The sequence below is a fragment of the Ekhidna sp. ABH4_415 genome (assembly GCF_056161305.1).
In genome coordinates this window covers 203534-225846 of the sequence record NZ_JBSWYW010000003.1, presented here as the reverse complement: position 1 = coordinate 225846, position 22313 = coordinate 203534, and the positions used below count along the sequence as shown (strand labels likewise).

At 41.2% G+C, this 22313-nt stretch carries 28 protein-coding genes; 13 read left to right on the top strand and 15 right to left on the bottom strand.

The window, feature by feature from the left end; all coding sequences use genetic code 11:
• Positions 1 to 801 (bottom strand): hypothetical protein, encoded by an 801-nt coding sequence (locus ACXAH9_RS06305; RefSeq protein WP_474894005.1) that lies wholly within the window; start codon positions 799 to 801, stop codon positions 1 to 3.
• 236 nt (positions 802 to 1037) lie between these two features.
• Between ACXAH9_RS06305 and ggt the strand changes: the two genes are divergently transcribed.
• A complete protein-coding gene (gene ggt, locus ACXAH9_RS06300) occupies positions 1038 to 2756 on the top strand; it encodes a gamma-glutamyltransferase (protein WP_474894004.1) in 1719 nt (572 codons plus the stop codon).
• Here the strand turns inward: ggt and aat are convergent.
• The 7 genes from aat to ACXAH9_RS06265 are packed head-to-tail and all read right to left on the bottom strand — an operon-like array spanning position 2753 to position 8271.
• Complete coding sequence (aat, locus tag ACXAH9_RS06295; RefSeq protein WP_474894003.1) at positions 2753 to 3388, bottom strand: leucyl/phenylalanyl-tRNA--protein transferase; 636 nt, start codon at positions 3386 to 3388, stop codon at positions 2753 to 2755. The two genes, ggt and aat, sit on opposite strands and share 4 nt — an antisense overlap.
• Positions 3389 to 3391: 3 nt before the next feature.
• On the bottom strand, positions 3392 to 4141 hold the full coding sequence (locus ACXAH9_RS06290; protein ID WP_474894002.1) for a helical backbone metal receptor: 750 nt from the start codon (positions 4139 to 4141) through the stop codon (positions 3392 to 3394).
• A 3-nt stretch (positions 4142 to 4144) separates the two neighbouring features.
• On the bottom strand, positions 4145 to 4597 hold the full coding sequence (locus ACXAH9_RS06285) for a hypothetical protein (RefSeq protein WP_474894001.1): 453 nt from the start codon (positions 4595 to 4597) through the stop codon (positions 4145 to 4147).
• A complete protein-coding gene (locus ACXAH9_RS06280) occupies positions 4597 to 5664 on the bottom strand; it encodes a M42 family metallopeptidase (RefSeq protein WP_474894000.1) in 1068 nt (355 codons plus the stop codon). The genes ACXAH9_RS06285 and ACXAH9_RS06280 overlap by 1 nt, the downstream gene beginning before the upstream one ends.
• A gap of 1 nt (position 5665) precedes the next feature.
• Positions 5666 to 6364, bottom strand: a complete 699-nt coding sequence (locus ACXAH9_RS06275; protein WP_474893999.1) for an SDR family oxidoreductase — start codon at positions 6362 to 6364, stop codon at positions 5666 to 5668.
• 10 nt (positions 6365 to 6374) lie between these two features.
• A complete protein-coding gene (locus ACXAH9_RS06270) occupies positions 6375 to 6728 on the bottom strand; it encodes a four helix bundle protein (protein WP_474893998.1) in 354 nt (117 codons plus the stop codon).
• A 31-nt stretch (positions 6729 to 6759) separates the two neighbouring features.
• Complete coding sequence (locus ACXAH9_RS06265; protein ID WP_474894202.1) at positions 6760 to 8271, bottom strand: acyl-CoA carboxylase subunit beta; 1512 nt, start codon at positions 8269 to 8271, stop codon at positions 6760 to 6762.
• A 188-nt stretch (positions 8272 to 8459) separates the two neighbouring features.
• Between ACXAH9_RS06265 and ACXAH9_RS06260 the strand changes: the two genes are divergently transcribed.
• The 6 genes from ACXAH9_RS06260 (at position 8460) to ACXAH9_RS06235 (ending at position 13622) form a co-directional block, all read left to right on the top strand.
• The gene (locus ACXAH9_RS06260) at positions 8460 to 9407 is read left to right on the top strand and encodes a Ppx/GppA phosphatase family protein (RefSeq protein ID WP_474893997.1); all 948 of its coding nucleotides are present in this window, start codon (positions 8460 to 8462) and stop codon (positions 9405 to 9407) included.
• A gap of 59 nt (positions 9408 to 9466) precedes the next feature.
• The gene (locus ACXAH9_RS06255; RefSeq protein WP_474893996.1) at positions 9467 to 11152 is read left to right on the top strand and encodes a hypothetical protein; all 1686 of its coding nucleotides are present in this window, start codon (positions 9467 to 9469) and stop codon (positions 11150 to 11152) included.
• Between the two features lie 9 nt (positions 11153 to 11161).
• The gene (locus ACXAH9_RS06250; protein WP_474893995.1) at positions 11162 to 12238 is read left to right on the top strand and encodes an Ldh family oxidoreductase; all 1077 of its coding nucleotides are present in this window, start codon (positions 11162 to 11164) and stop codon (positions 12236 to 12238) included.
• A gap of 7 nt (positions 12239 to 12245) precedes the next feature.
• Positions 12246 to 12671, top strand: a complete 426-nt coding sequence (locus ACXAH9_RS06245) for a DUF1801 domain-containing protein (protein ID WP_474893994.1) — start codon at positions 12246 to 12248, stop codon at positions 12669 to 12671.
• Positions 12655 to 13143, top strand: a complete 489-nt coding sequence (locus ACXAH9_RS06240) for a hypothetical protein (protein ID WP_474893993.1) — start codon at positions 12655 to 12657, stop codon at positions 13141 to 13143. The genes ACXAH9_RS06245 and ACXAH9_RS06240 overlap by 17 nt, the downstream gene beginning before the upstream one ends.
• A 122-nt stretch (positions 13144 to 13265) precedes the next feature.
• Entirely contained in the window at positions 13266 to 13622 is a 357-nt protein-coding gene (locus ACXAH9_RS06235) for a SiaC family regulatory phosphoprotein (RefSeq protein WP_474893992.1), read from the top strand.
• Here ACXAH9_RS06235 and ACXAH9_RS06230 read toward each other — a convergent pair.
• The 6 genes from ACXAH9_RS06230 to ACXAH9_RS06205 all read right to left on the bottom strand — a co-directional run bounded on the left by ACXAH9_RS06230 (position 13619) and on the right by ACXAH9_RS06205 (position 16905).
• Entirely contained in the window at positions 13619 to 14146 is a 528-nt protein-coding gene (locus tag ACXAH9_RS06230) for an outer membrane protein (protein WP_474893991.1), read from the bottom strand. The two genes, ACXAH9_RS06235 and ACXAH9_RS06230, sit on opposite strands and share 4 nt — an antisense overlap.
• On the bottom strand, positions 14146 to 14448 hold the full coding sequence (locus tag ACXAH9_RS06225) for an FtsB family cell division protein (protein WP_474893990.1): 303 nt from the start codon (positions 14446 to 14448) through the stop codon (positions 14146 to 14148). Before ACXAH9_RS06225 ends, ACXAH9_RS06230 begins: the two co-directional genes overlap by 1 nt.
• 73 nt (positions 14449 to 14521) lie before the next feature.
• The gene (locus ACXAH9_RS06220; RefSeq protein WP_474893989.1) at positions 14522 to 14716 is read right to left on the bottom strand and encodes a hypothetical protein; all 195 of its coding nucleotides are present in this window, start codon (positions 14714 to 14716) and stop codon (positions 14522 to 14524) included.
• A gap of 224 nt (positions 14717 to 14940) precedes the next feature.
• On the bottom strand, positions 14941 to 15183 hold the full coding sequence (locus tag ACXAH9_RS06215; protein ID WP_474893988.1) for a hypothetical protein: 243 nt from the start codon (positions 15181 to 15183) through the stop codon (positions 14941 to 14943).
• Positions 15184 to 15203: 20 nt separating this feature from the next.
• Positions 15204 to 15632, bottom strand: a complete 429-nt coding sequence (locus ACXAH9_RS06210; protein ID WP_474893987.1) for a type I restriction enzyme HsdR N-terminal domain-containing protein — start codon at positions 15630 to 15632, stop codon at positions 15204 to 15206.
• Positions 15610 to 16905, bottom strand: a complete 1296-nt coding sequence (locus tag ACXAH9_RS06205; protein WP_474893986.1) for an MFS transporter — start codon at positions 16903 to 16905, stop codon at positions 15610 to 15612. The genes ACXAH9_RS06210 and ACXAH9_RS06205 overlap by 23 nt, the downstream gene beginning before the upstream one ends.
• 70 nt (positions 16906 to 16975) lie before the next feature.
• Between ACXAH9_RS06205 and ACXAH9_RS06200 the strand changes: the two genes are divergently transcribed.
• The 6 genes from ACXAH9_RS06200 to ACXAH9_RS06175 all read left to right on the top strand — a co-directional run bounded on the left by ACXAH9_RS06200 (position 16976) and on the right by ACXAH9_RS06175 (position 20706).
• On the top strand, positions 16976 to 17908 hold the full coding sequence (locus ACXAH9_RS06200; RefSeq protein ID WP_474893985.1) for a succinylglutamate desuccinylase/aspartoacylase family protein: 933 nt from the start codon (positions 16976 to 16978) through the stop codon (positions 17906 to 17908).
• Between the two features lie 125 nt (positions 17909 to 18033).
• Positions 18034 to 18351, top strand: coding sequence for a GNAT family N-acetyltransferase (locus ACXAH9_RS06195; RefSeq protein WP_474894201.1), 318 nt, complete (start codon positions 18034 to 18036; stop codon positions 18349 to 18351).
• A 109-nt stretch (positions 18352 to 18460) separates the two neighbouring features.
• Positions 18461 to 19540 (top strand): serine hydrolase domain-containing protein, encoded by a 1080-nt coding sequence (locus ACXAH9_RS06190; RefSeq protein ID WP_474893984.1) that lies wholly within the window; start codon positions 18461 to 18463, stop codon positions 19538 to 19540.
• 4 nt (positions 19541 to 19544) lie between these two features.
• Positions 19545 to 19871 (top strand): hypothetical protein, encoded by a 327-nt coding sequence (locus tag ACXAH9_RS06185; protein ID WP_474893983.1) that lies wholly within the window; start codon positions 19545 to 19547, stop codon positions 19869 to 19871.
• Complete coding sequence (locus tag ACXAH9_RS06180) at positions 19868 to 20416, top strand: RNA polymerase sigma factor (protein ID WP_474893982.1); 549 nt, start codon at positions 19868 to 19870, stop codon at positions 20414 to 20416. The genes ACXAH9_RS06185 and ACXAH9_RS06180 overlap by 4 nt, the downstream gene beginning before the upstream one ends.
• Positions 20413 to 20706 (top strand): hypothetical protein, encoded by a 294-nt coding sequence (locus tag ACXAH9_RS06175; RefSeq protein ID WP_474893981.1) that lies wholly within the window; start codon positions 20413 to 20415, stop codon positions 20704 to 20706. Before ACXAH9_RS06180 ends, ACXAH9_RS06175 begins: the two co-directional genes overlap by 4 nt.
• On the opposite strand, the gene ACXAH9_RS06170 is transcribed toward ACXAH9_RS06175, so the two are convergent.
• The gene (locus ACXAH9_RS06170) at positions 20703 to 22136 is read right to left on the bottom strand and encodes an OmpA family protein (RefSeq protein WP_474893980.1); all 1434 of its coding nucleotides are present in this window, start codon (positions 22134 to 22136) and stop codon (positions 20703 to 20705) included. The two genes, ACXAH9_RS06175 and ACXAH9_RS06170, sit on opposite strands and share 4 nt — an antisense overlap.
• Positions 22137 to 22313: the final 177 nt, after the last annotated feature.

Genomic DNA, 22313 nt, shown 5'->3' with positions numbered 1-22313 from the left:
TTATAACACCTTCTGAATTTGCATGCTGCTTTCCTTGCTTAGGTGCACAAACTTTCCTTTTTCCATTTTATAAAAACTAATGGCCATTACAAGGAATAAGCCTGTGCCCTCAGGAATAATCCGATTATCAATGGAAATCATCCCTGTCATAGGTTCCGTAGGAATTTTTAGTAGCGGAAGCATTGCACTATCATACGTACCAAACTTACCGTGAAGGTCCTTATTCACAGGCTTATACCCACCTGCCTTTTGATCAAACTGGTAATCAGAAAGGGCTATGAGCCTGGCTGTTATTTTAAAGTTGGTAGCTCCTTTCGGACTTTTGAATGTCTTCTCCGGAATGAATGCAGGGAAATGCAGAATCACCTGCCCTCTTTGTGAGCCGGGTTTTACAAAGTACTTCGCACCAAAAATCTTTTCATAAGGAGCTTTGGAGTTAAACTCAAAACCACTGAGTAAATGTCCGTGTTTGCTAAGAAATAATGGTCGGGTGCCTGTCTGCCCCTCCTCCATTTTAGCGAGGTTTCTAAATTGGGCAGTTAGTTTTCCTGAAACATACGTTTCACATATTTCAGACATGCCACTGGATAGCGACTGGCGTAACGTTTTAGCCATCATAGAAGCTACCCCAAATTCTTTCTGGTTATTTCTTAATTCTTTATACGATGCTTTCGTTTTGATCTGTCGTGCTGTAGGTCCGCCTTTCTTCGCTATGATCTCTCTGTCTATACCCTTTAGTTTATATCTTCTATATCCCTTCGGAATCTCAATTTCGATTGGTGTTCTAGGTGACTCTTTCATGGTCGGCTGGTTATCATTTTTTGTAGATTAAATAGAGCTTTTTCGCTTAGGGCTGTTGAAGATAAGCATTCGACCCGTAACAACAAAATTTTTTCATTAAGGAAGAGGTTAATGTTTGGAATTGCTAAGTCCTGAATACGACCTACTTATAAAACTCAACTTTACTTTTTCACTTATAACGAAACTATAATTGGATTTTTTTGTGTTTTGATCGTTGATTAGTTTTCTAGCTAGTTATGAAAAAGAATTTACACCTTCGATACATCAAGTATTTCATGCTGCTAATTCTCTTCGCAGCATGCCAATCCCAACCTATCTACCAGCCTCTACCATCTGAGGTGGGGCCTTTAGGAGAAAAGGCAATGATATCTACTGCTCACCCTCTGGCGACCAAAATAGGTGTAGAGATATTAAAAAATGGAGGAAATGCTTTTGATGCAGCATTGGGTATCAAATTCGCCCTGGCAGTGGTGTATCCTCGTGCAGGAAATATTGGTGGCGGTGGCTTTGCCGTATACCGTTTGAACGATGGCACTGCAGGTGCGCTGGATTTCAGAGAGACAGCTCCTGAAGCTTCCAATCGCGATATGTATCTGGATGAAGAAGGAAATGTGATTGAGGATTTGAGCATCGTAGGACATAAGTCCGCAGCTGTACCTGGCTCAGTTGATGGTATTCTCCGGTTGCATGAAAAACATGGAACAAAACCACTTGCTGAACTCATTCAACCGGCGATTAACCTGGCCTATTTTGGGTTTACGATTACACAAAATCAGGCCGAAGAACTAAATGAAAAAAGAGACGCGTTTGCTAATGTGAATGGCCCAGACTTTTTTCTGATAAAGGAACAACCATGGCGTGAGGGTGATACTTTGAAGTTTACTGAGCTGGCTGGAACCCTAACACAGATCAGGGATCGGGGTAGAGAAGGATTTTATGGAGGAATTGTTGCTGATCAAATTGCTAAAGAAATGCAAAGAGGGGGTGGTTTGATTACTGAAGACGATCTTAAAAGCTATACCTCAAAATGGCGACCACCAGTAACTGGTAGCTATCGTGGGCATACCATTATTTCCATGCCCCCTCCCTCCAGTGGTGGAGTGGCCCTTTTACAGCTTTTACAAGGTGCTGAATTGTATAACATCAAAGAAATGGGCCATAATACCGCCGAAACTATCCACCTGAAAACAGAACTGGAAAGACGTGTATATGCGGATAGAGCTACTCACCTGGGAGACCCTGACTTTTATGAAGTGCCGGTAGACATGCTGCTTGACCCGGATTACAACAAAGAGCGATTTTCAAGTATTTCACTCAAAAAAAAGACGGATTCACAAGATATTAAAGAAGGGAGTGTAGAAAATGTAGAAAGCGTAGAAACCACACATTTTTCCATTATCGACCCAATGGGAAATGCTGTTTCGATCACCACCACTCTCAACTCATTCTTTGGCAGTAAAGTATATGTAAGGGGTGCAGGGTTTTTCCTGAATAATATCATGGATGACTTCAGTATCAAACCGGGTGTTCCTAACCAATTTGGTCTTGTAGGGGGTGAAGCTAACGCTATCGAACCCGGTAAAAGAATGCTAAGTAGTATGACGCCCACTATTGTGGAAAAAGATGGTGAACTTAAATTGGTCCTTGGAACTCCGGGAGGCTCTACTATTATCACATCTGTCTTTCAGGCGATCATGAACGTGATTGACCATGAAATGGGCATGCAGGACGCAGTGAACGCAACACGAGTACATAGTCAATGGCTACCAGATCGGATATTAATCGAGGAACGACCGCTGAATCCGAGAGTAGTACGTAAGCTGGAAAAGCTTGGTCATAAAATCGAACCAAGAGAAGCGATGGGTCGCATGAACTGTATTCTGGTAAGGCCAGACGGCACACTTGAAGGTGGCCCTGATTATACCAGAGGAGATAGTTATGCAGAGGGGTTTTAAACCAAATACTTCAAAAACTCTTCCCTACTAATCTCCTCAGCACCCATGGTCTCCATGTGCTGCGAGTGCACCTGACAATCGAAAAGCTTTCCACCCTCTAGTTGGAATTTTTGAATGAAATGGATCAAAGCCACTTTAGAGGCATTACTTTCTTTTGAAAACATGGACTCTCCACTAAACACTTTATTTGTTCGAACACCATACATCCCTCCGACCAAATCATCCCCTTTCCAAACTTCAACCGATTCTGCAATGCCCATATCGTGTAATCGGATATAAGCCAACTCCATTTCATCGGTGATCCAGGTACCTTTTTGGCCCGGTCTGGGCATTTGTTTGCATTCAGCAATTACCTTCTCATACGATTCATTGAAAGTAATTTTGAATTCCATTTTTCTGAGTACTCGTTTCATGGATCGAGAGATGTGAAGCTTTTCAGGAAACAGCACAAAACGAGGATCCGGACTCCACCAGATGATAGGGTCGTCTTTGCTATACCAGGGAAAGATTCCTGACTGATAGGCTAGTATGAGTCTTTCAGGTAGCAGATCACCACCCACTGCCACGATCCCATCCTCCGCCCCCTCGACAGGTGGATATATGATGTCATCAGTTAATTGATAGATGGGCATAAATCAGGACTTCCATTTTCTCAGCCGGCTGCCATACCAGCTATACAACTCTCCGTCTACTAGTTGGCAATCAGCTTTTGACCATTGGTCTCTGGCTTTTTCCAGGTGCTTTTCTTTGAATGGAAAGGGTTCCGAACTGAATAGAATTTTATCAGGATTTAGATCGGTAATTTGCTCGGTGGTTAGTTCAGGGTATCGATCCCCAGTAATCATATTTTCATAACCTAGATGGTTCAACAAATGATCGATGAAAGTGTTTTTCCCGGCTGCCATCCAGGGGTCTTTCCAGATCAGATAAATTACCTTTCCTGATTTGGAATTTTTAACCTTTTCTGTGGCTGTATGACAAGCTTGAATGATTGCTTCCGCCTGATCATTCAAATTACAAAGACCGCCTAGCGCAGACATCATTTCAAAGGAATCTACCAGTGTGTAGATATCGCTCATCCAAACAGGGAATTCCTTTTCAAGTTCTTCGATACCCTCACGATAATTCTCTTCCTTATTCCCTATAATGAGTTCCGGCTTAAGCTGCCTGATTTTATCGATATGAAAATTTTTCGTACCTCCAATTACAGGAAGGTCTTTGACTTGATCAGTTGGGTGAACGCAAAATTTAGTCCGTCCCACAACAGGTGCACCAATATCAATCAAAAATTCTGTTTGAGAGGGCACTAATGACACAATCCGACGAGGTGGAGAGGCTATTTTCACCTCTCGCCCCATCTGATCGGTATAAGTTTTAGCACTCATGGATCAATGACCATGTCCTGCGTGAGAGCCACTCTCAAGACGCTCGAACATTTCATTCATTAAGTCCTGATTTTCGTTCAGGCTTCCTTTAATCTCCGGAACTTCAGCATTTAATAAGAAATAGGTTTTCAACGAATCTACTTTATTGTCTCCAATAAAAGTTGCCTGAAAAAGTTCTTCACTTGATTTCGTCACCTCAAGTTGGAAGCTATGCTCATCAATTATTCGACTTTCAATTAACGAGAAATCAAGCGTTTTACCATCTCGCTTTAAATCATAAAGTAAGAACTGATCAATTCCACTCAGGTAACTCATTGCTTTATCTTCACCAAGCCAGAGCTCCATGTAGTCTCCACTTTCTGCATAGGTATACCATTTCCCTTTTACACTGAATGTTTCTTTAGTGACACAGCTAGACAGTGTAATAATTAGTGCAATTGTGAAAATCTTTTTCATTATTTGAAATAGGTAAAATCCTGACCGTCTTTTATTTGAGCAACTGTTTCATAAATCAGTCGAATTACATTCTCAACGTCAGCCTTATGTACTGTTTCCACTGTAGTGTGCATATATTTCAAAGGCAATGAAATCAAAGCAGAAGCAACTCCAATATCAGAATATGCAAAAGCATCGGTATCTGTTCCGGTGGTGCGAGATGCCGCCATCCTTTGGAAAGGAATTTCCTTCTTTTCAGCTACTTCAAGAATCAAATCTCTTAAGTTATTCTGTACTGCCGGGCCGTAGGTCACCGCAGGGCCTTTTCCTGCCGTCATGTCTCCACTTGTGATCTTGTCATACATCGGTGACTGAGTATCGTGGGTCACATCGGTGACGATCGCGACATTCGGCTTAATCCTTCTGGACATCATTTCAGCTCCACGCAACCCAATTTCTTCCTGTACAGAGTTCACCACATACAGGCCAAATGGTAGCTTCACTCCATTTTCTGATAGCCTTCTTACCACTTCAGCGATCATGAATCCACCCATTCGGTTATCAAGCGCACGCCCCACCAAGTATTTCTTATTCATCTCGAAAAGCTCATCCTGAAATGTTGCAACAGTACCAACATGGATGCCCATCTTCTCAACCTCTTCTTTACTTTCTGCCCCGACATCAATGCAAATATTCTTTAGAGTTGGATTATCCTCCTTATCCTTTCTTACATGAATCGCCGGCCATCCAAAAACCCCTTTAACTACTCCATCTTTCGTGTGTAGGTTCACCCGCATGGAAGGAGCAATCTGGTGGTCTGAACCTCCATTTCTCACAACATAGATATAGCCTTTGTCGGTGATGTAGTTTACAAACCAGCTAATCTCATCCGCATGTGCTTCAATCACCACTTTATACTTAGCCTCAGGGTTTACTACTCCATAAACACTTCCGTAGGTGTCAACTTCATATTCATCCACATAAGGCTTGATGTAATCCAACCATATTTTTTGGCCTTCCTGCTCAAAACCTGTCGGTGCAGCATTATTAAGGTATTTGTAAAGAAAATCTTTGCTCTTCTTGTCCATATTATATTGATTTTACTAATCCTCCATCTATGAGGAAGTCTTGTCCTGTAATATATTCTGATTTATCGCTCGCTAAATAGGCCACTAAGTTAGCAACCTCTTCGGGCGTACCCTGTCGCAACATTGGAATTTGATTGATTGTTTCCTGATCTGCTTTATAGCTATCTATGAACCCTGGCAGCACATTATTCATACGAATATTTGAAGCACCGTATTTTGTTGCGAAGAGCTTGGCAAAGCTACTCAAAGCGGTTCGTGCCACCGATGAAATCGGGAAACTCAACGAAGGTTCTTTCGCTCCAAATGTTGAAATATTGACGATCGAACCTCCTCCATTCATATAAGAAACAACCAATCGTGACATGCGAATGACATTCATCAATGCAAGGTCAAATCCTTCTTTCCATTGGTCATCTGTCAACTCAAGCAGCTCTCCTTTCGGCGGATGACCGGTATTATTCACCACTACATCAATCTGACCGTACGTTTCCATGGCAGCATCTACCAAACGTCTTAAATCCTCTTCATTGTCTGTCGATCCCTGCACCGCAATGCCACCAAACTTATCTGCAAGATCATGAATCTCCGATGAACGAGAAAGGATAGCCAGTTGATAGCCTTCTTTTGCCAATTTCTCAGCACAGGCTAACCCCATTCCTTTCGATGCTGCTGTTATGATTGCGACTTTATTAAGCTCCATGTTACAAGTATTAAGCTCCAAGCTTTCGCAAATAGCCTGATAGCATTTTTTGTTCTTCTATGATTAATTCCAAAATCGAATCAACCTGAATTCTTTCGAGTAATTTAAGTCTGCCTAACCCGATGAAAAAGGTCTCTAGTTCAAAAGCAGAACCAAGAGCGATCTTAATAAAACGTGATTGATCTTTTTCACTATTTCTGCTGCAGCCTTCAGCAATATTTGCAGGAATGGATGACGATGCTCTATTTATCTGGCTTACTAAACCAAACCTTTCATCACTGGGTAATAATTGAGAAAGCTTATAGCACTCTTCCCAAATATCCATCCCTTTCTGCCAGATTAATAATTCTTTAAAATTCCTCATGACTTGTGGCTAATAGCTTGCCGCTGAAAACTTATAAAGGAATATTCCCATGCTTCTTACGAGGAAGCTTATCCACTTTATTTTCCAGCATTCTAAATGCATGGATCAATTTCGTCCGTGTATTATGAGGCATGATCACCTCGTCCACAAAGCCACGTGCTGCTGCAATGTATGGATTGGCAAACTTCTCGGTGTACTCGTTGATTTTTTCCTGAAGCTTCGCATTTGGATCGTCTGCTTTCTTGATTTCTTTTCTGAAAATAATCTCAGAAGCACCTTGAGCTCCCATCACTGCAATCTCAGCTGTAGGCCATGCATAGTTCATATCTGCCCCGATGTGCTTAGAGTTCATCACATCATAGGCTCCACCATATGCTTTTCTGGTTATAACTGAAATCCTTGGGACAGTTGCCTCGCTGAAGGCATATAGTAGTTTCGCACCATTGGTGATAATTCCATTCCACTCTTGGTCAGTGCCTGGTAAAAATCCGGGCACATCTACCAACACTAATAATGGCACATTGAAGCTATCGCAGAATCGAACAAAACGACCACCCTTAGTACTTGAATGAATGTCAAGCACGCCCGCCATACTCATCGGCTGATTAGCGACAATACCAATACTTCTTCCGGCAAGCCTTCCAAACCCGCAAATGATATTCTCTGCAAAGTCTTTATGCACTTCTAAAAACGAGTCTTTATCAATGATACCATTGATCACATCGTGCATATCATACGGCTGATTCGGATTGTCTGGAAGAATATCATCCAGCTCATTCCTGGTCTCATCGCCAATTTCATAATCCAGCATTGGTGGCTCTTCCTCGCAATTTGAAGGAATGTAACTCATCAATTGCTTAATCTGTCGAATGCACTCAGCTTCGTTTGCACAGGCAAAGTGAGTCACCCCACTTTTTGATGCATGTGCCTGTGCACCTCCCAACTCTTCGCTAGTCACATCTTCCTGAGTTACCGTTTTTACTACGTTAGGTCCGGTCACAAACATGTAGCTGCTCTGCTCCACCATAAAGATGAAATCGGTGATGGCAGGAGAATAAACCGCACCACCTGCACATGGCCCCAGAATAGCAGAGATCTGAGGTACCACACCAGATGCGAGTGTATTCCGGTAGAAAATATCAGCATAACCACCCAGAGAAACCACTCCTTCCTGAATACGGGCTCCTCCGGAATCATTTAGTCCAATTACAGGGGCACCATTTTTCATGGCCATGTCCATGATCTTCACAATCTTCTCTGCAAATGTCTCTGAAAGAGATCCGCCAAAAACGGTGAAGTCCTGACTGAATACGTATACCAGCCTTCCATCAATGGTTCCATATCCGGTTACCACACCATCCCCAAGAATTTTTTGCTTATCCATACCAAAATCGGTCGCACGGTGGGTGACAAACTTGCCGATCTCTTCGAATGATCCTTCATCAAGAAGAAGATCAATCCGTTCACGAGCAGTGAGTTTTCCTTTCTCATGCTGCTTCGCAATTCGGTCTTCGCCTCCTCCTTTAAGAGCTTCTTCGTTCATTGCCTCCAATCGCTCGATCTTCTCGGCTGTGGATTGTATATTGGTCGCGGTTTTTGGTTTTTCTGTACTCATAATCTGATTGCAAAACGCCAAAGATAAGACGAGCAGTGGAGAATGAGGAATATGCATTTATCTATCGGGGAAATCTAAAATCACTCTCGCCCATTTTGCTATATTGCGGCCTGTTTATGAAGGTTGCAGTCATCGATTTAGGCACAAACACTTTTCACCTGCTTATTGCCAGTGTGGACAGGCATTCTCATGAAATTTTACTTCGAGAGCGAAAAGCAGTGAAAATAGGTGAAAAGGGAATCAACAAAGGAGAAATTACCCAGGCCGCCTGGGAAAGAGCACTCATTGCATTAAATGAATTTAAAGCAACCATAGACGAACACCAGATTGACAAGGTGTTTGCTACAGCAACAAGTGCTATACGCAATGCTGGCAATGGAAAGTTACTGGTAAGTGAAATCCATCGGCAAACAGGAATAGAGATAGAGGTGATTTCTGGCATGAGGGAAGCTGAACTTATCCATCACGGAGCGAGTAAGGCCCTGGATTTAGGCTCTAAAAAAAACCTCATCATGGATATCGGTGGTGGTAGCATCGAATTTATCATAGCAGATTCCAGCCGGGTATACTGGCTTAGAAGCTTTGAGGTCGGTGGTCAACGATTGGTAGAAAAATTCCACAAGTCAGATCCTATTACTACTCCAGAAACAGACGAATTAAAGACATTTTTTGAGACTGAACTGCAGCCACTAGTAGAAGCTTGTGCTGAGCACAAGCCAACCACTTTGGTGGGATGCTCAGGAACCTTCGATACCTTGAGTGATATCTACTGTGAACAAACGCAAACCAAGCGAAATCCTGATGACACTGAGTATCCATTTGGTATAGAGGCTTTTAAGGATATTTTCAATGAATTAATCGAGAAAACCCGTGAAGAGCGCCTGGCAATACCTGGAATGATTGAAATGCGTGTGGATATGATCGTGGTTGCATGCATACTGGTTGACTTTATTATTGAAAAACTGCACCTTGAGAATATCCGCATATCAGCGTATGCTCTGAAGGAAGGGATTCTCTATGATGTACTTGATAGTCTCCAAAAAGAAATAAATACCTCTAATTAGGTATTGGTTAAAACCCACTTCTTTTTAACTTTTACACTTTAACAACCAACAAAAATATCATGAGGTACCTAATTGGATCATTCTTCCTTTTTGTGTCATTTATTGGCTTTAGCCAAAACGATGAGTTCAAAAGTGTAATTTCTGAACTGCAATCGAATCTTTTGGAGGTGCAGACGGGTGACGAAACGTACACCCATGAAATAGAGCACCTTGGCTATTCGGTTCTCAAATACAGCCTGGTTGAAGTAGACGAAAAAGGCAACAGGGAAGAGATTGTATATGAGTTTAATGTGGCTGACCTGGATCCTTACGTAGTAAGAGAAGAAACCAAAAAAGACATTATCTATCTAAGCCTGACGGTAGACAATGGCCAAAAGTTCATCAAAGTATATGAAAATGGTGAGGTGAAAGGGTATGATGAAAACATGCTGATGGTGACTAAAAACATCGATAATGCCAGAATCATGAAAGACCTCATCAAAAAAGCCATCCCTATGGCTGAGGAGATCATGACCAATAAGCTAAAAGTTGAGACCTATCCTGAGATGGAAAGTTGGCTGGAAGAACATGTAGTAAATGCCGAAAGTAGTGGTAAAAGCTATAACCAGCAATTGGTGGCACTTGATGATTTCCCAGGTAACTTCAGACTAATTCAAACAGAAATAACAGCTAAATCATCAGAAGAAAAGCAATACATCTTCAATCTTTCAGACATTAATATCAATAGTTTGAAATTCAATATTTCGGGTTCAAGCTTCTCTCTTGACTTTGAAACCAACCGAAAGCAAAAAGTTATCAAAGTGCTTGAGAATGGAGTGCCAGACGGATTCGATGATGAAATTGAAATATTTACGAATAATGTGGAGGAAGCAAGGGATTTAAAAAACATTCTCACTTTAGCCGTACCACTGGCAGAGGATAAGGTTGAGGCATCCATTCAAAAGTTTGATGCTCTGCAGCCAGCCCTGGATTACCTCGGAAAGTTTGTTCAGAACATTGATTACGGCAATGAGTCCTTCGAACAATCTGCAGAGGGCGATTGTCTGATGAAGTTTGCCAGAATAGAATCAGACGAAAAATCGACAGAAAAACTCACTGCCGAATTTAACCTGATTGACGTCAACGGAAATCTCATTGATTATGACGTTTCCTCTGGTAAAATGTATGTGGAATTCACAACCAAAGAGTCACTGGACCTGATCAAAACTTACGAGAATGACGAGTTTGATGGGTATGATGATGAACTAAAGATCTACACAGAAAACGTTGAAGTAGCCCGAAGAATTAAGGCAGTTCTTGAAGATTTAATAAAAATCTGCGAACGCGACTACATTGATCCTTTTTCTGACATGAACCTGGAGCAAAAGATCGGCTGGTTGACCGAAAACATGGAAGAGGTTAGAAATGGTGATGAAACCATCACACAAACCTTCGAGCGAATCGATGATTCAGACCCAGATAAGATCAAGCTTACCAAACTAGAAGTTGATGCTAAAGGAGGTCAGGAAGAAATTTTCGAATTCAACTTTACAGACCTAAATCCAAAAAGTATTCAGTATGATATTGGGAGTAAGACCTTAGCAGTATCGTTTGAAACGAAGTTCAAAGAAGATATCATTAAGTACTATAAAGACGGTGAAATTGAAAACTACCAGGACGGTTTTGAGCTTAGTCTGGCCGATATCGAGAAAGCCCGAAACGTAATTTTGGTTTTCAATCAGATCATAGCGGAGCTAAATGAGTAATTTCGCCGCATGATTTTTTCAGCGGAAGAACTTAAGCGATTTTCTAAAGAGATATTTATCAGCATCGGTTGCCCTGAAGCAGAAGCTCAGCAGGCAGCCGATGTTTTAGTTAGTGCCGACCTAAGAGGGGTAGATTCGCATGGAGTAGCACGTCTTTCGGGCTATATACGCCTTCACGACAAGAATAGACTCAATGCCACGCCAAACATTAAGACGGTTCATGAAACACCTTCCACTGCAGTGGTAGATGGAGATCTTGGTTTGGGATTGGTAGTGGGGCCACATGCCATGAAACTGGCAATCAACAAAGCCAAAGAGGTCGGTTCCGGGTGGGTATCAGTAAAAAACTCTAACCACTACGGTATTGCCGGGTACCATGCTATGATGGCACTCGAAGAAGACTGTATAGGCATCTCATTAACGAATGCCAGTCCGCTAGTATCCCCTACTTTCTCTAAGGAACGATTGTTAGGCACCAATCCAATTTCCATTGCTATTCCAACCAAAAACCAACCTCCGTTTGTGCTGGACATGGCCACAACTACTGCTGCAAACGGCAAATTGGAAGTTCTTCAACGAAAAGGTCAGGATGCACCGGAAGGATGGTTGCAGGATAAAGAAGGCCATATCACATCAGATGCAAAAGGACTGATGAAGGGTGGATCTATGCGCCCATTGGGTGGAGATCGTGAGCATGGCTCACACAAAGGTTATGCATTGGGTGCTGTGGTAGATATTTTGTCAGCTGTACTCTCAGGTGCCAACTATGGACCATGGGTACCTCCGTTTGTTGCATTCATCGATCCGGCACCCAATCCTGTTGGGGAAGGACTTGGTCATTTCTTTGGTGCAATGAGAATAGATGCATTTCGTGATGGAGACGAATTTAAATCTCACATGGACAACTGGATCGAACGATTCAGGGCTTCAGAAACAGTGAATCCAAACGAGAATGTATTGATTCCCGGAGATCCAGAACGTGAAATGACAGAAGAAAGACTGAAGAATGGAATTGACCTGCTCGACCCTGTTGTTGAAGATTTGCAGGAACTTGGAGAGAAGTTTGGCGTTCCATTAAAGAAATAGAACCTTCATGGCAGAGCTCAAAACACAACCCAACGATCTCGATGTAGAAGCATTTATAAATATAATCGAGCCTGAATCGAAACGAGCTGATGCCTGGGAAGTGCTTAAGCTCATGAAAAAAGTCACCGGAGAAAAACCAGTAATGTGGGGTGATTCGATAGTTGGTTTTGGAAAATACAAATATGTGTATGAGTCTGGAAGAGAAGGTGAGTGGATGTTAACCGGATTTTCTCCCAGAAAGCAAGCCATGACACTTTATCTTATGTCGGGTTATGACAAAATGGATTACCTGATGCAAAAGTTGGGGAAATACAAAAGCAGTGTGAGCTGCCTTTACATTAAGCGACTTTCAGATATTGATATTGAGATACTAGAGGAGATGATTCGAAAGTCTGTTGAAATCATTAAAAAGAGATATGCGGAGTACAATTAGTCTTCTCGTTTTCAGCTTCTCAATTTCAATTGCCCTTTCTCAACGTGTCTCTTTTGAGGATCCTGATCTCACATTTAGTTTCAAAAAGCCAAAAGGCTGGGAGGTTTTCGACAATGGATATGTTGTAAAAGCAAGTCCCTCCGCGGTAGACACTACTGATATTTATTTTACCATCACTTATTTTGAGTCACCTACCCCAATTGGATCATTCAGCGAGATAATTGAAACACCATTGCCAGATAAACCCCTGGAAGAAGCTGCTCCTCAAAGGATTGTGAACATTGGGCAGTATCAGTTAAGAATGGAGAGCAGGGAAGCAATATCGGAGGAAACAAGCTTCATTCAACAAAAATATCAGTTCGATCATCTTGGGCAATCATGGGAGATCACAACCTTTGCTCCAGAACCCAAAGCTCCAAAGCTTCATAAGCTATTCAAGCGGATGATCAAGTCTCTCAGAATTGACCAATAGCCAATTCTCCACTGATCGGAATAAGACTCGTGTTCAACGATAGTTCCATTGCTCTCAGCTAATGATATGAACTCTTGAATCGCGGGACTAGTATAATACACTACACCCTAATACTTAATCACATGGATTATTTCCGCAAAGCCACCAACACCTCACCTGCGGTGATGATGGATTCTAAAACAAAATCAGTTCTAATTTCAGGCTCTTCGCTGTGCCGTGATGTTACGATCTACGCCTCTGTGATCAATGACATGATCGAGCAGTTTGAGCGATTTGACTATAAAGACCTCAATATCAAACTTGATGTGTTTAACACCATGGCTGCAAAGTCATTAATTGACCTATTGAAGTATTTCAAATTCAATCGAAAGGCTCCTTCCATACATTGGTACTTTGATAAAAAGGATCGAGAAATGCAGGAAATGGCAAATGATTACAGTGAACTGCTGGAAATGGAGTTTGAAATATCAGACAATTAGAAGACTCCTATCCCAACACCGGCTCGAATGACCCAGGGACTGTTGTATGGTCTTGGGATTTCGCTTTCGTCATAGAGCACATTGTAGAGTGCCATAATATTGAAAGAAGCTCTACCACCCAGTTGCTCAGCATAACCAGCTCCTACCAGCAGACTATTGAATGATGATTTTTCCGTTCTTTCAGGTGAAAAGGAAGTAAAGTATTCAAACCGAAGACGCTCATATTCTGCATAAGCAAAAAACTGGCGAGTAAAATTAAATCGGTTAAACACACTCCAACCGAAGTTGGAAAGCGAAGTATTAATTGGCTGCTTGATTTTTACGTATTGATAAGTAATCCCAATACCGGCTGAGTATCGATCGGTGATCTTATATCCGACCTGGGGAAAAACACTGATATTGGTCTGGTTAGAACTTGCGCTGAAGCCTCCACCACCTCCAAAATAAATTTTATCGGATAGCTTATTTTGACCAGCAAGTCCCAAAGCCAACCCAATAAATAGTATGGTAAAGAGTGATTTCATTATTCTTCTCTTACGACAATAAATAAGTCTTCGTTCGGCTTTTTCATTAGGTATTTTTCTCTGGCCATCTTTTCCAATAAATCAGGGTTGTTGTTCAATGCTGCCTGATCGTTCTTTACCTGCAATATTTTGTCCTGATAAAACTGTCTGGCCTCTTCCAGCTCGGCCTTCTTAGTGGATAGCTGTGCCTGAAGAAAAAGATCATTACTGTCTACAAAAGCCAGCCACACAACAAAGAAGAGCGTGGACAAAAAATAGAAATTCCTGAAAAATGGAGGTACTCGATTCAATATGTTCTTCATCTGCTTTGAATTTTAGTGGGTGGTTTGTATTTCAAAGCTTCAGCAGACAGTCTGACAAATGTAACGAGAATTACTAAGTTTTAGATTTCATCATATCAATTCCGACCCAAATAAATATGCCGGCACTAACAATAAAGGTGATCCCTAACATAAACTTTATCACGTCTTCTCTGATTTCAAAAACCTGATAAACGTTTACAATACCAATAAGTGCAATTGCAAAGGCTATTATTAGCCTGATTTTTTGTGATTTTGTGGTGGTGTGCATGATAGAGTAAGTTTTGTGGCGATAATAAAATTATCAAACTTCATGCAGATTTAATAATATCCCTGGATTGGAGGTAGAAAATGATCGCAAGAGGAAGCCAACATATCACCAGCATGATTTGTATCCAACTTGAATCTGGAGTGAATAAGTATCAATATAAATTAAATAGTATTCCTAAAACCATTAGGATAGCTCCAGCTAGTTGAAGCCTCCGGCGTTTCTTATCACTTATTGACACGGTCCTCAATAGTTACTGCTTTCAACTCTTTTTCCTTTAACTTCCACACAAGGAACATACCAGGAAACATAATGACCCAGCCTATCCAACGTGCCCATTCAAAAGGCTCACCATTAACTAACACTTGATACGTATGAAACAGGATCATGAATAGTGCCAGGATGGACATAAACAACGCACCTGTTGCCTGATTTTGCTTATCCCGATATTCCTTCTTGGAGATTTTCATGACTCTAATATAGGTACCTGTCAAGATTCATAAAAAGGAAAATCGCTGATCTGCTGGAAACCGGCCTCCTCCTTTTTCCAGATAAAATGAGTCATGCCGTTCGTAATGGCCAGGTACTGCGCATCCAATACTTTATTATAGGGCGAAACTTGTCCCATTACCTTCTGATCTAACTTCACACCTGGTGCTTTGCATTCCACTAAAAGAAAGGTATTCCCTTCCCTGTCAAGCACGGTGATATCCGATCGCTTTTGGTTTTTAAAATAGGTCATGGATTGTTCCAGTTTGAACAGGCCTTTAGGGTATCCCAAATGAGAAATAAGGAGATTAATGAAGTGCTGCCTAACCCATTCCTCAGGAGTTAGCACCACCCATTTTTTCCTGACAAGACAGAAAATTTTGTTTTCCTCGATCTGATAATCAAACTCAGGAAGCTTGAGTGGCTGCATTTTTCAGTCTAACCTGGGAAAGGAAAATAATACCAATAATAAAGAATGAAGCAAGTGCTAGCGTACTGTTGCGCATACTGCCTGTTACCTGTTCAATATAGCCATAAACAAATGTTCCAAAGACGATAGAAAGATTATAAGTCACATCATAAAAGCTAAAAAACGATGCTGTATCCACCGTGTCTTTTGGCATAATCTTCGAATAGGTAGCTCGTGAGAGCGACTGGATTCCTCCCATGACCAAACCGACGATAGCCGCCAAAGCAAAAAACTCTATTTCCTGATCCACAAAGTATGCCCCAAGACAGCATCCAATCCAGATCAGAATTTGAATGAAGAGTGATCGTATGTTCCCCTGCTTTTTTGATACAAATGCAAAAAGATACGCTCCTAATATTGCTACAAACTGGATCAGCAATATGGTCATGATCAGGCTGCTCGCTTCCATTTTAAGTTCTTTCGAGCCAAAAGTGGCTGCCAGATACATCACCGTCTGCACTCCCATGTTGTAGAAGAAAAAGGCCAGGAGAAATTTTCGCATCCCATCCATCTCCTTCAATTGCCGCCATACCGAACGCAACTCCCGATAACCATTGGTTAAATAATGCCCCTCCGGTTTTCTGCCGTGAGGATTTTCCGGGAGTTTAGAAATAGCGTACAATGAAAAACCAATCCACCACACCCCGACCGTCAGGAAGGCCACCCGAGACGCAATTCCTGCATCCGCCAAACCAAATGTATTTGGCATTTCTATAGTGGCTAGGTTGATGATCAATAAGATGACACCCCCCATATAGCCATAGGCATAGCCTCTCGCGCTGACTATATCACGTTTATCCTCTGTTACAATCTCATTCAAAAATGCATCGTAGAATACCAGACTACCCGAATATCCGACACTGGCCATTACAGAGCATAAAATCCCCCATTCCACATTTTCACCAGTGAAAAAGAAAAGCCCAATACAGGATATAGAACCGATAAACATGAATAGTTTTAAAAAGAACTTCTTCTTGCCTGCATAATCCGCAATTCCAGACAGAATGGGAAGGACGATAGCAACCATCAGGAAACTGGCAGAAAGTGCGTACGAATAAAGCACCGAGTTTACGATCTCCATCCCGAAAAAGTCAATCCGGTCACCACCACTGGCATTCACAGCCACAGTTTGATAATAAATGGGAAATATAGCAGATGTAATTGTAAGTGAATAGACAGAGTTTGCCCAGTCATACAGGCACCAGGCGTTGATGGTTTTCTTATCGTTCAGCATAGCGAATTATATTGAAGCGGCAATATAATGAATGCATCTTTCACTACTTTTAGCTTAATCTATTTACAATATGGACTTTAACCTTGCTCCCGAAAAACTACACCGCCAGAATATTCCTACCGCTCGCCTTCCTTCCGGCACGGTGATCGAAATTCCCATCTTTTCCTATGAATCAAAAAAAGAAGGACCTACCCTTCTTCTGATGGCAGGCATGCATGGTGACGAGATCAATGGAGTAGAGATCATGCGTAGGATCATTACTCAAAAACTCTATCAGGTTCAGTCTGGACGTGTAATTCTTGTTCCTGTTTTTAACGTTTTTGGGTTCATCAACTTTAGCCGAGAAGTGCCTGACGGCAAAGATGTAAACCGATCCTTTCCCGGAAACAAAAATGGCTCATTGGCCAGCCAATTTGCCTTTTTCATGACAGATGAGGTCCTTCCACACGTTGATTATGGAATCGATTTCCATACTGGGGGTAAACAGATTAATAATTATCCCCAGGTTCGTGCCATGCTTGACGATCCAAAAAATAATGCGCTTGCTCAGGCCTTTGCTTCACCTTTTATCATGAACTCTCCCTTTCGTGACAAATCATTGAGGAAGGAGGCAGGAAAAAAGGGGAAAAGCATTTTGGTTTATGAGGCAGGGGAATCACTCAAATTAAGAAAACCTGCTATTGATGAGGGTTTGGCGGGAATGAAACGGGTTATGAAGCACCTCAAAATGATTGAGAATGCTCCCACTCCAGCACGTCAGCCGATTGTTATTAGTAAATCCAGTTGGACCCGAGCGAGCAGAGCCGGACTGCACTACGCTCAAGCAAGAAACGGGTCGTTTGTCAAGAAAGGTGAGGTAATGGGTGTGATTTCAGACCCATATGGAGAATATGAGAAAAAAATTAAAGCAACCCACGATTGTCACATTTTGAGCATAAATAATAATCCTGTTGTAAATCGTGGAGACGCGCTATTTCATACTGGGATAACACACAATGATTGAAAAGCTGGATCATAAAAATCTCGAGTTTGCTATTCAAATTAGAGATGTTTTTCAGGCATCATATGCCATTGAAGTAAAACTGATTGATGCTCAAAACAACTTCGCCCCTCTAAAGAGGCCGCTTTCTGCATTTCATTAATGCTGATACAGAGTTCTTTGGCTATTTTGAAAATGAGCGCCTTGCAGGGGTTATTGAAATTAAAAGTGATGAAGATTGTACCCATATTCAAAGTCTGGTCGTACATCCTGCTTTTTTTAGTAGAGTCATTGCATGCCAGTTAATTCACTATTTATTCAATCATTTTAACTCTTATATGTATACCGTTGAAACAGGAGCAAAGAATGATCCAGCCATTTCACTTTACGAACGCTTTGGGTTTACGCTTGTGAAAAAATGGATGACTGAGATCGGTATTGAAAAAGTCGCTCTGGAGAAACTATAATGATATACTTTGAAATATTAAATTTTTTGTGACCGTTTGTTTAGCTGCTTAGTCTAATGGGGGTGAATTCACTTTTTAAGCATAATTAAAACACAAAAAATTCATACCTATGAAATCCTATTTCAAGTACTACATATTTCTATGCATCATACTTTCGAGTTGTGTTTCCTCAAGAAGCATATTGACTCCTGAAAGGAAAAAACTCAGTAAGGAAAAGTTGGATTCTATATTTCAAACCGGCCTGGAAACTTTAGAAATACCGGGGCTATCTGTCGCAATTATCAATGATGGGGATATCACCTATCATCAGGTATTCGGCATGGCCAATGTAGAGGACACTTTGCCAGTTTCCGAAAAGTCTCTGTTTGAAGGGGCCTCCCTGTCCAAGCCAATATTTGCTTATTTCGTATTAAAATTGGCTCAAGCCGATCTGATTGATTTGGATCAACCACTTTATGAAGTTTTACCCCATCCCGGAATCAAAGATGAACGCTACAAACTAATTACTCCAAGAATGGTATTAGCCCACCAAACCGGCTTTCCTAATTGGAGTAAAGGAAAAGAAATCGAATTAGCATTTACTCCTGGAGAAGGTTTTTCCTATTCAGGTGAGGCTTACCAGTATCTGACAGCATTTATTGGAACTAAGCTTAATACCGGATATAAGCATCGACTGGATTCTGTCTTCCAGGAAATTGTAGCTAAACCACTTGGCCTTCAAAATACTTTCTTCACCTGGAATAATCAAATTGAAGCACACAAAGTAATGGGATATCAGAATGGTGTTGCTACTGAAAATAAGGAACGAAATGAAGCTTTTGGTGCGGGGTACAGCCTGCACAGTGAGGCCAGGGACTATGCGACATTTATTACTGCCCTCATCAACGAAAGGGGCTTGGATCCTAAATTATGTAAGCTATTATTAACCGAGCAAACTGCCTTCAGTTTGGATAACCCACTCAGAGAATATGGTCAAACTGGCTGGACATTGGGGTTGGCTATGAGGCCTTCAGATGACGGGATGTGGCTGCTTCATACGGGAAACAACCACGACTTTCAGTCCTTCTGTGCATTCAATCAAGAGCTGAAATGGGGATTTGTATTTTTTATGAATACCAACAAGGCAGAGCCATTTTTTGAAGAAATAGAACAACCATTAGGAATCGGATTATTCAGTAAAAAATCATAAAATAATGGAAACACTTTTAGAAAATATTGTCTTTGCGATAATGTTTTTCGGCGGAATCATACTCGTCATATTCATCATCGCACGATACACCTACCTTACAAAAAAAGCTTTGGCAGAGCGCGGGTTCAACCCTCAGGATCAAAGATTCAAGATATCACTTATTGATATCGCCTGTGTGATTATTTCTGGCGGAATTGGATTGGGTGTAGCTTCATTCGTAACACTTTTGAGTATCTCTGAAGATATGATGGACATGCTCATCTATTGTACGCTACTGGTTTTTGTAGGAATCGGTTTATTAGTTGCAAACCACTTCAGACAAAAAGCTTGAAACCAGCAAAGATCGATTCAAGCCTCATTGAGTTGGCCAAAGAAGGAGACGCCATCGCTTTTAGAGCGATTGTGGAAGCATATAAAGATGTTTCTCTTTCTTTGGCTTGCACGATCTTAAAAGATGAAGCGGAAGCCGAAGATGTATTGCAGGAATCTTTTATTCGGGTTTATAAGAATCTTTCTGCATTCCGGATGGAATCGAATTTTTCAACATGGCTATATCGTATAGTTGTTAATACAGCAAAAAGTGCAGCTTTTAAAAGAAAGTCAAAATTGGCATTGACAAAGGAACCTGTTTATGAAGTAGAAAACTATAAACAAAAAGATCAGGCACATTACATCAATCTGGCACTTATGCGTCTAAAAAAAGATGAAGCATTGACTTTGCGGTTGCATTACCTCAGTGAACTGACCGTGAAGGAGATTCATGAAGTAACCGGGCACGGTGAATCTAAGATTAAAATGGATTTGCTAAGAGGAAGGAAAAGTTTTGAAAAAGCGCTGAATAAGATTTTAGGAAAAGAAATGAACCATTTGTTATGAAAAAAATTGACGAACTACTACAAGAGAATTTTCATAAAACCTCTGAGGGTTTCACCGAAAACGTGATGAAAAACGTAGCGCAAATCAAAAGCAATCAAAACGAAGTAAAATCTTCCAACCTGCTCAATTGGCTGATACCCGCTATTGCAATGCTTACTATTGGTATGCTAGGGATGGTTATTCAAGTTGATTTTAGTCCTCAGCTTATGTTGGCCTCACTTGCATGCCTTTCAATCGTGTCTTTGCTTTTAATCAAAGTTCAAGTGCTTAAGAAAAACCAATCTAACTAATCTTCAATCACTTCAAACTCCACCCTTCGGTTCAGTTTACGAGTAGCCTCTGTCTCGTTGCTGTAGATTGGCTGATTTCCCCCATAGCCTTTGCCACTGACACGATAGGGGCTAATGCCCTGTGAAATAATGTACTCCTTTACTGTTTTGACACGAGCTTCGGATAGCTGCACATTTTTTACAGGATCACCTGTATTATCCGTATGACCTTTTAGTAAAATTTTGATATCCGGGTTATCATTCATTACCTCTACCACCAGATTCAGCTCCTTCTCAGAGCCATCTACCATATTAGCAGTCCCGCGATGAAAAAGTACATGATCCAGGGTGATCACATTACCTTTAGCAATGGAAGAAAGTGAAATGATATTTTCGCCTGCCTGCAGCTGCTCATCCAGCATGAGCATTTTTGGCAGGTAACCCGGAGATTTAATTTCAACCTCTTCTCCGGTTAATGAATCAATTTCAAAAATCCCATTTGCACCTATCCGCTTTTCCTCTCCCATGATTAGCTCTGCAGGCACTACTTCATTAGTTTTTGCGTCCACCACCTTTATAATTATTTGATCCTCAGTGGGTTCTTCCACCACTACCGTTTCTAATTCCTTCACTTCGGTGGTATCTTCCTCGATATCCTCCTTAAATCGAATGCGCATGATATCTCCATATCCATCACTGTCCTGCGAGCTCACGTAATACGCCCATTCAGAACCATCGAGATAGCTAAAAGAAGTCTCCGCTCCGGATGTATTGATCTGAGCACCAAGGTTTACAGGTTCACTCCAGTTCCTCCAGCTCTCATCCTGACGTACGGTATAATAAAGATCAAAACTTCCCTGACCTCCCCGGCCATTTGTGGCAAAAAATAGAGTCTTATTGTCCTCGGCTAAAAATGGCGTGATTTCCTGAAATTCAGTATTCAGCTGATATCCCAAATTCTTAGCACGATCCCAACTGCCATCCGGCTTTTGTTTTACTACATATAAGTCTTCTACTCCATAGGTATTATTAGACTCCATACTTAGGATCATATATTTTCCATCTTTAGAAAGGCAACCACTTTGGATTGGTGCCTTATTCCGAAAGAAAGGAATTTCTACCTCATTATTCCTGCCTTTTGAGGAAAAGTATATTTTGCCATAATACATGCCTTTATCAAAAGTCACCTGACTATAATAAATACCAAATGGAGTAAACCCAATCGGACTAATCATTCCTTTTTCTCCCAGCCAATCCGGAAACATGAAAACCTCCCACTCCTGATCAAAGAATGTTCTCTTTTCTGAGAAAAATATTTCCGAAGTATTCGAAGTGCCTCCTAGTTCTTCTGTGTAGGCAAATCCTGACTGATGGGGATTGATGATCAAATAGTTCTGACCATTGGCTGTATTTAATGAATCCACAGGCTCACCCGTTCCTTCAAATGCCATTTGAGCATGTGAAAAAAAGCTTAAAATGAGAAGTAGAGTGATTATTGAACTTTTCAACTAATTAATTTAATTTTTTTATGAAAAATATTTGATTATATAACTATACTAATATATAATTGTACTTGTAAAGTTTCTCTATTGGTTAGTTGGTGACAAAGCTAAACAGCTAGTGAATTA